The 7252-nt window shown below is 47.2% G+C and carries 7 protein-coding genes and 1 tRNA gene; 5 read left to right on the forward strand and 3 right to left on the reverse strand.

Going from position 1 to position 7252, the window contains the following annotated elements:
- Nucleotides 1–118: 118 nt before the first annotated feature.
- Nucleotides 119–194: transfer RNA gene (locus A3750_RS13630), tRNA-Asn, on the reverse strand.
- Between the two features lie 134 nt (nucleotides 195–328).
- On the opposite strand from A3750_RS13630, the gene A3750_RS13635 reads away from it, so the two are divergent.
- On the forward strand, nucleotides 329–1288 hold the full coding sequence (locus A3750_RS13635; protein WP_068455790.1) for a YheT family hydrolase: 960 nt from the start codon (nucleotides 329–331) through the stop codon (nucleotides 1286–1288).
- On the opposite strand, the gene A3750_RS13640 is transcribed toward A3750_RS13635, so the two are convergent.
- Entirely contained in the window at nucleotides 1285–1920 is a 636-nt protein-coding gene (locus tag A3750_RS13640; protein ID WP_068455792.1) for an arylesterase, read from the reverse strand. The genes A3750_RS13635 and A3750_RS13640 overlap by 4 nt on opposite strands.
- A 29-nt stretch (nucleotides 1921–1949) precedes the next feature.
- Between A3750_RS13640 and A3750_RS13645 the strand changes: the two genes are divergently transcribed.
- The 4 genes from A3750_RS13645 (at nucleotide 1950) to A3750_RS13660 (ending at nucleotide 6472) form a co-directional block, all read left to right on the forward strand.
- Nucleotides 1950–2648, forward strand: a complete 699-nt coding sequence (locus tag A3750_RS13645; RefSeq protein WP_068455795.1) for an ABC transporter ATP-binding protein — start codon at nucleotides 1950–1952, stop codon at nucleotides 2646–2648.
- Nucleotides 2635–5133, forward strand: a complete 2499-nt coding sequence (locus tag A3750_RS13650; RefSeq protein WP_068455797.1) for an ABC transporter permease — start codon at nucleotides 2635–2637, stop codon at nucleotides 5131–5133. The genes A3750_RS13645 and A3750_RS13650 overlap by 14 nt, the downstream gene beginning before the upstream one ends.
- A gap of 13 nt (nucleotides 5134–5146) precedes the next feature.
- Nucleotides 5147–5833 carry a Crp/Fnr family transcriptional regulator gene (locus A3750_RS13655; RefSeq protein WP_068455800.1) on the forward strand — a complete coding sequence of 229 codons (687 nt, stop codon included), beginning with the start codon at nucleotides 5147–5149 and terminating at the stop codon, nucleotides 5831–5833.
- Nucleotides 5834–5935: 102 nt separating this feature from the next.
- On the forward strand, nucleotides 5936–6472 hold the full coding sequence (locus A3750_RS13660; protein WP_068455801.1) for a DUF962 domain-containing protein: 537 nt from the start codon (nucleotides 5936–5938) through the stop codon (nucleotides 6470–6472).
- Nucleotides 6473–6523: 51 nt separating this feature from the next.
- Here A3750_RS13660 and A3750_RS13665 read toward each other — a convergent pair whose 3' ends face one another.
- A complete protein-coding gene (locus A3750_RS13665) occupies nucleotides 6524–7213 on the reverse strand; it encodes a class I SAM-dependent methyltransferase (protein WP_068463676.1) in 690 nt (229 codons plus the stop codon).
- Between the last annotated feature and the right edge of the window lie 39 nt (nucleotides 7214–7252).

Here is a 7252-nt window from a genome sequence, read left to right on the forward strand (position 1 = left end):
TGTTGAGAGTAAGGGAGAATTGGCTCCCCGAGCTGGGCTCGAACTAGGCAAAGTCATGGAGTTTGCCACGGATCCGTTGTATACGTTTCAAGGAATGTTGTTGAGAGGAAGGGAGAATTGGCTCCCCGAGCTGGGCTCGAACCAGCGACCCACGGATTAACAGTCCGTTGCTCTACCAACTGAGCTATCGGGGAACTTCTCAACGGCGCGAATACTACCCAGATCAAAAAAAAGCGTCAACAAAAAAAACGCGCTTATTTGAATTATTTGTACGTGTTAACATTTGGCTCCAAATTTTGTTTATAAATCAACCAGATGAGCGGCGTTTATGCCTGTTGAACACCTTTCTTACCGCCCGCCTTTTTTGCTTAGAAATCCGCACATTCATACCGTGCTTGCTTCGTTTCGTAAGGTTCGTCACTTGAAGCAGCTTCCAATGGAGGAGGTGTTGGCAACTCCGGATGGTGATGAGCTTTATATCGATTGGTATTGTGCAAGCGCTAAACGCTTGCTGATTATAAGTCATGGTTTGGAGGGCAACAGCCGGCGCCCTTATGTTCTTGGCATGGCCGCACAAGCATTGGACACTGGCTGGGATGTGCTTGCCTGGAATTATAGAAGTTGTGCGGGCGTGCCGAACAAGAGGCTGCAGAACTACCATAGTGGATCGACAGAAGATCTTGATCTGCTTGTACGCGAAGCGATAAGCCGAGGCTACGATAAAATTGCGTTGTGTGGATTCAGTATCGGCGGGAACAAGACTCTATTATACGTATCGCGCGAGAAGCAGTATTTACCGACGGAGGTAAAAGCAGCGCTAGCGTTCTCGGTGCCCTGCGATTTGGTGAGCAGTTCGAAAGTATTGGCTAAGAAAACAAACCGTATATATATGCGCAATTTTCTATCCACTCTCGAGGAGAAATTGCGGCAAAAACAAAGATTGTATCCAGATGACATATCGTTGGATGGATTTAAAAAGATTAAGACCTTTGCCCAGTTTGATGAGCGTTACACCGCGCCGTTGAATGGTTTTGACAGTGCGTTGGACTATTGGCTTAAAAGCAGCAGTCTCCCTCATCTTGACTCTATAGAGGTGCCTACTGCGTTGATCACCTCGACGGACGACCCGTTCTTAAGTAAAAGCTGTTATCCGGTTGATGTTGCTGAGAGAAATCCAAACTTCCACCTTAAGCTAACTAAATATGGCGGACATGTAGGTTACATGGCCGACAAACAAATCTACTTTTCAGAGAGTGAGGGGCTAGAATTCTTGAACTCCAAGGTTTAATTGTCCCTAATTACCTCTAGTTCGTCTTGCAGAGCAGATAGGACGTTTTTTAATAACCGTGGCTGTGCTTCGGCGGTGGGGTGTAATTGATCATCTTGCATTAATTCAGGATTGAGCGCGACGCCGTCTAGGAGGAACGGAACGAGGCTCAGCGCGTACTTTTCCGCTAACTCTGGATATACCGCATAAAACGACTCGGTATATCTGCGCCCATAATTGGGCAGAATATGTATTCCGACCAGCATTACGCGGGCGCCGGATTGCAACGATAACGTAATCATCGCTTCAAGGTTCGATCGCATTCGGGGGATAGGAAAGCCGCGCAGGCCATCATTTGCACCTAATTCCAATATGACTAGATCAGGTTGATATTCCTCAAGATGCCGGGGTAAAGCAGCTAAACCGCCCCCCGTTGTTTCACCACTGATGCTGGCATTGATCACCGAATAGTCATCACCTAACTCGGTTCGCAGGAGGTTAACCCAGCCAAGTTCTTTGGGGATGCCATAAGCTGCACTCAAACTATCCCCCATGACTAATATTTTAATCTCTTGTTCATCTGCGGCTATCGCTTTATGCGTAGTTATCAGTAAGCTGAATAGGGAAAGAATGATGATCAGCGGTAAGCGCACTTAAACACTCCAAAAAATTAGAATTATTTATGCTAACTCAAAAGCCAAGAAAAGCACTATCTCTATCTACCAATAATGTGTCCAAATCGGTTCAGTTACCCGACTCGGTGCTGGATGTCTTAACGGATATAAGCTTCGAAGTTCCGCTGGGTGGCTCGTGTGCAATAGTAGGAAGGTCCGGCTCGGGTAAGACAACCTTGCTCGGAATTTTAGCTGGTTTAGATACCCCTTCTGCGGGGACCGTCCGGCTTGGATCGAACGAGCTTGGTTCGATGACTGAAGATGAGCGTGCTGCTGTTCGAGGCGAATCGGTGGGCTTTGTGTTCCAATCTTTTCATCTGCTTGATCATTTAAGTGCTTTAAAAAATGTCATGCTCCCTATGGAGCTAAAAGGTATGAAGGATGCGAAGGTTCGAGCGCAAGCCTTCCTCACAAAAATGGGCTTAGCTGACCGATTGTCGCATCTGCCAAAGCAACTGTCTGGTGGCGAGCAGCAGCGAGTTGCAATCGCCCGCGCTTTCGCATGCGAACCGCAGATTCTCTTTGCTGATGAGCCAACGGGCAATCTCGATGGTGATACCGGTTCAGAGATAGTGGAAAGTTTGTTTCAACTTAATAAAGAGCAAGGCACTACGCTAGTGCTCGTAACGCATGATGAAGATCTTGCGGCGAGATGCGATCAGCAAATTCGCTTGGAGAAGGGGGTCGTTATAGATGTCGCGTCCTAACACTGGTGCGGGGATCGGCTTGCTTCTAAAGCATGCATTTATATCGCTATCTCAGCAGCGCAAGTTGACATCGCTTCGCTTGTTGTTTTTGTCTGGTCTTGTCTCCGTTATTGCTGTTGTCAGCATTCTGTCCTTATCGGATTTTATGAAGCAAACCTTGGTGACTTCATCTAGTGAGTTATTGGCTGGAGATCGTCAATTGGTCAGTCCTCGCGAGGTGCCAGAAGCGTGGCTCGCAAAGTCGGATGAACTAGGGTTGAAACGTTCTTTGGCGGTCGAGTTTCGCACGATGGTTTTTTCTGACGATGGCGCACAATTGGTTGAGGTAAAGGCGGTAGATTCAGCGTATCCATTGAAGGGCGAGCTTAAGTTAAGTCCGAGCTCTATCGCTGTGCAGCAAGGCAAAGGTGTCATGCAAAGCAGACTGTTTAATTTGCTTGGCGTGTCTGTCGGAGACAGTATTGCAATAGGCGAGGCCGACTTTGCGCTTGCTGGTGCGTTGATTCAAGAGCCCGATGTTGGCTTTAACATCGGAGGCTTACAACCAAGAGTCTTGATTCATCGATCGGATGTCGCGCGCACTGAGGTTCTTCAGCCCGGAAGTCGTGCAAAATGGCGTTATTATTTCGCTGGTGATACTGATTCTCTGCAAGAATTCGATTCCTGGATTGAGAGCCGAGTTAATTCGAGTCAGCGTTATCAAGGTGTGCAGGGCGGAAGGCCGGCTATCGCAAGCGCTATCGAACGGTCTGAGTCTTACCTTATTCTGGCATCTAGCCTCGCTGTGTTACTTGGCAGCTTGGCCATCGCTCTATCTGCGCGGCAATATGCGAGTCAGCAAGTCATTGATGTTGCGATTCTAAAAACGCTCGGTTTTACGCCTAGAGATGTCCTCCTCGTTTTTCTTAGTAAGCTGATCGCGCTTTCCTTGGTTATTGTGATTCTGGGCATTCTCGTGAGTAGTCTCATAGCGAGCTATATGCTCGATATCATTAGACCGTTGTTTGAAGGAATTGATCTAAGCTCGCAGTTTCAGTTGCAGGCGTCATCGGTATGGGTTGCTGCTCTGATGACGTCTATCTCGGTAATTGGCTTTTCGTTACCACAAATTCTGTCATTAAGGTCCGTTAGTCCTCATGCTGTTTTGCGCCCGGAGTCTGGGAGGCTCGCAAGCGGTTCTCGGGTAGCCTATTTGTTTGTGGCCGGTTTGCTTGCGTGCTTACTGGTGGTTTATACCGAAAATCTCCGCCTTGTTTTGTTGTTTTTAGTTTCTGGTTTGGCCTTAGTTTTGGTTGTTGGAAGCATCGTGTATTTGCTTGTTAGGTTTGTCTCAGCGGATATTTTGTTGCGACGCCGTGGAAGCGCGCTTTCGCTGGCATTCGATCATTTGAAGGCAGAGCCATCAAAGACTGTTTTTCAAGCCAGCATTTACGCTTTTGCGCTTTGTCTTTTGGCGTTTATTTTTATTGTGAGGGACTCTTTGCTTGTTCAGTGGCAGGCGCAGCTCCCCGAAGATGCGCCTAATCACTTTCTCATCAATATTCGGGATTACCAAATACCCGAGCTCAACGCTGTTCTCGAAGACGAGGGTATAGAGCCATCCCGTCTTTACCCGATGGTGAGAGGGCGCTTGAGTCACATCAATGGTGTTGATGTGAAAGTAGCGGTCACAAAAGACGTTGGTGCTCTAAATAGAGAGCTGAATCTTAGTTGGGTGGGAAAATTACCCGCTGATAACGAAATTCTTAAGGGGCGTTGGTTTGATGAGGATTCATCGCCGCTGACGGGCGTTTCAGTCGAAGCTGAATTAGCTGAAAATATCGGCATTTCAGTTGGGGATGCATTGAGCTTTTCCATTGGTCCACGTCGAATCGAGACAAAAGTGGAGAGTATTCGAAGTGTGCAGTGGGATAGCATGCAGCCAAACTTCTATGTGTTCTTTGAGCCTGGAGGTTTGGATGACTATGAAAGAACCTACATCACTTCGTTTCATCTGGATGCTAACGGTAAGGTGCTCCTGAATAAGATTGGTCGTCAATTTCCAACAGTGAGCATACTTGAGGTAGACGCATTGATTGATAAGGTGCGCGGGATTGTTGCTCAAGTCAGCTTAATGTTGGAGTTAGTTCTATCGATGATTCTCGCAGCCAGCCTGCTTGTCGTTTCAGCAATCACGGCTGCGAAATTGCAGGAGCGAGAGCGAGAAGCGGGTATCATGCGAACGCTTGGTGTGACAGCCAAAACCTTGCGTGCGAGTTATTTTATTGAATTCGCAGCGCTAGGTGCTGTGGGTGCGGCGGCAGGCTTGTTCTGCGCTGAACTTGGTTTAAATCTGGTAACCGGGCTGTTTTTAAGCTCAGAAGTGGTCATTCATGCCGGTTTGTGGCTAAGTTTCCCGCTATTAAGTGCACTTGTACTTGGTAGTCTAGGTTATGTCTTATTGCGCAGCTCTCTCAGAGCTCCACCCATGAGAGTGCTTCGATAGTTAGGGGGCCGCGATGAACGAGTTTCAGAGTGTCTTGGAAAACGGCAAGTGGTTTTCGAGTAGGAGTGACGCCTTCAAATCCGATGTGCTTGAGCGGGCGCATCTGAAATCCATAGAAGCGGGGCAGCGACTTTTCAGTCGAGGAGAGTCTGCCAATGGTGTGTTTGCGGTCTTGGATGGAAGCATTCGAATTTCCGGCCACAACAAAGAGGGTAAAGAGTCTTTACTCACTTTTATCGATCCACCAGATTGGTTTGGAGAGCTCGCGTTGTTTGATAGTGATCCGCGCACGCATGATGCTGTCGCGGCCCTTGATACTGATTTGCTGTTTATACCTCAGAGTAGTTTGGAGGCCTTGCTGACTTTAAAGCCTGTTTATTGGAGAGACTTCGGCATTATGCTTTCAAATAAGCTGCGGCTTAGTTTTGGTCTTATTGAAGATATGGCATTGCTGCCGGCGTCAAAACGACTTACAAAGCGCATCTTCCTGATGGCGGAGAATGCGGCTCTCAATCAGATTCGTTCTGATTTGGTGATCAATGTTGATCAAGCGAGCTTAGCGGCGATGCTCTCGATTTCAAGGCAGACCGCTAATCAGATTCTTCGGGGGCTAGAGGAGCGGGGAGTTATCTCGTTAGAGTATGGAAAGATCAAGGTGCGGGATTTGGAGGCGCTCAAGTTAGCGGCGATGCCGTCTTAAAGTGTCGGCTACATGACAGATTTGCGCGTCACTTCGTTTTACTATTCTCCTCGCACTTCGTTTTAAGATGTCTCACTCCACCAAGATCAAGGACTGTAAAGAATGAAAACGCTCACCGACCAGCTTTCTATGTATGCAAAGTATCACCGTGACCCGCGCAATATCGCGACACATTTTATTGGCATTCCTATGATCGTGTTTGCGATCACCGTACTTTTAGCAAGGCCTGAGTTTGTTCTGTTTGGTTTTGCTTTAACGCCTTCGCATTTGCTTGTGTGTGCCGCTTCGGTCTATTACCTGATGTTAAGTGTTCCGCTAGCGGTGTTAATGACGGCGCTATTCAGTGTTTGCTTGTATTTTTCACAAGGAATCGCAGCTTCGAGCACGGCTGTTTGGCTGGCGTGGGGTGTTGGGCTGTTCGTGGTTGGTTGGGTCTTTCAGTTTGTCGGGCACTTTTATGAAGGCAAAAAACCAGCCTTTGTAGACGATTTATCGGGTCTGTTAATAGGGCCGTTGTTCGTGGTGTGCGAATTCTTGTTTATGATTGGCGTAATGTCTGGGACGAAAAAGGTTGTCGAAGCTGAGGCAGGAGTTGTTGAGCATCAAACCGGGCCGCAGTCCAAGGCACAACATAACTAACTTGCTCGCTGAACTTTAGAGAAAGCATGAGCGACTTAATAGTCGCTTTTTTTATGATGTTCTTTTCTTGTTGGTAAATATAACGACATCCGTGCCAAGTATAAGAAGGTCTCTGTCATAGCTTTTTGCAAGCTTTTCCATTGTTATGTGGCTAAAGAAAGCAATGTGGGTTGGGTCATTTTTATAGTGCCATTGCATGAACGATTTTCGGTCTTGGGGGTGTAGCTTTGTCATTATTCCAACTGGCCCTTTGGTTTTTTCAGTGAGGCTGAAAAGCATTCCAAAGACGTCCTTAGGGTTGGCAAGGTGTTCGACAACCTCTGTAGCGCTAACAAACCCGTAGTCTTTTCCGAGCGTGCTTGTATCGTTTGCGTAGAACTTATCGTAAATAGCGCATTGATGACCTTGCTCTGCAAACATCTTGGAAAGCGTTGGTCCTGGCCCTGACCCAAAATCGAGCCCTTTGCTAGGTTTTGAAAGCATGGTGCTCATCGGGGCAAATAGTCTTCCGAGGAATTTTCGGTAGCGTTCATCCTGCGGATTGTTTTCATGTTGATCGTATATTTTTTTTTCTTCTTCTGAACATAACTGAAATCTAGAAGGGACAAATACAAGGTCGCAGTGTTGGCAATGAAGGTAATCTCGAGTTGGGTTTTGTCCTTGCCAATATAGAAGGCAGTCATCGCTGGTGCACAGCGGGCATTTTTCATTATAAAGCAATGACTTGTTATTGTTTTTCATTATCGAAAATCTTCACCTTGGGCGAGCACGAATAGCTAT

It is taken from the genome of Oleiphilus sp. HI0079, assembly GCF_001635105.1.

Bases quoted from the DNA above. Each gene is read 5' to 3' on its own strand.
- A3750_RS13665 (WP_068463676.1), bottom strand. From the start codon at position 7,213: ATGAAAAACAATAACAAGTCATTGCTTTATAATGAAAAATGCCCGCTG.
- A3750_RS13645 (WP_068455795.1), top strand. From the start codon at position 1,950: ATGCTAACTCAAAAGCCAAGAAAAGCACTATCTCTATCTACCAATAAT.
- A3750_RS13635 (WP_068455790.1), top strand. From the start codon at position 329: ATGCCTGTTGAACACCTTTCTTACCGCCCGCCTTTTTTGCTTAGAAAT.
- A3750_RS13655 (WP_068455800.1), top strand. From the start codon at position 5,147: ATGAACGAGTTTCAGAGTGTCTTGGAAAACGGCAAGTGGTTTTCGAGT.
- A3750_RS13650 (WP_068455797.1), top strand. From the start codon at position 2,635: ATGTCGCGTCCTAACACTGGTGCGGGGATCGGCTTGCTTCTAAAGCAT.
- A3750_RS13660 (WP_068455801.1), top strand. From the start codon at position 5,936: ATGAAAACGCTCACCGACCAGCTTTCTATGTATGCAAAGTATCACCGT.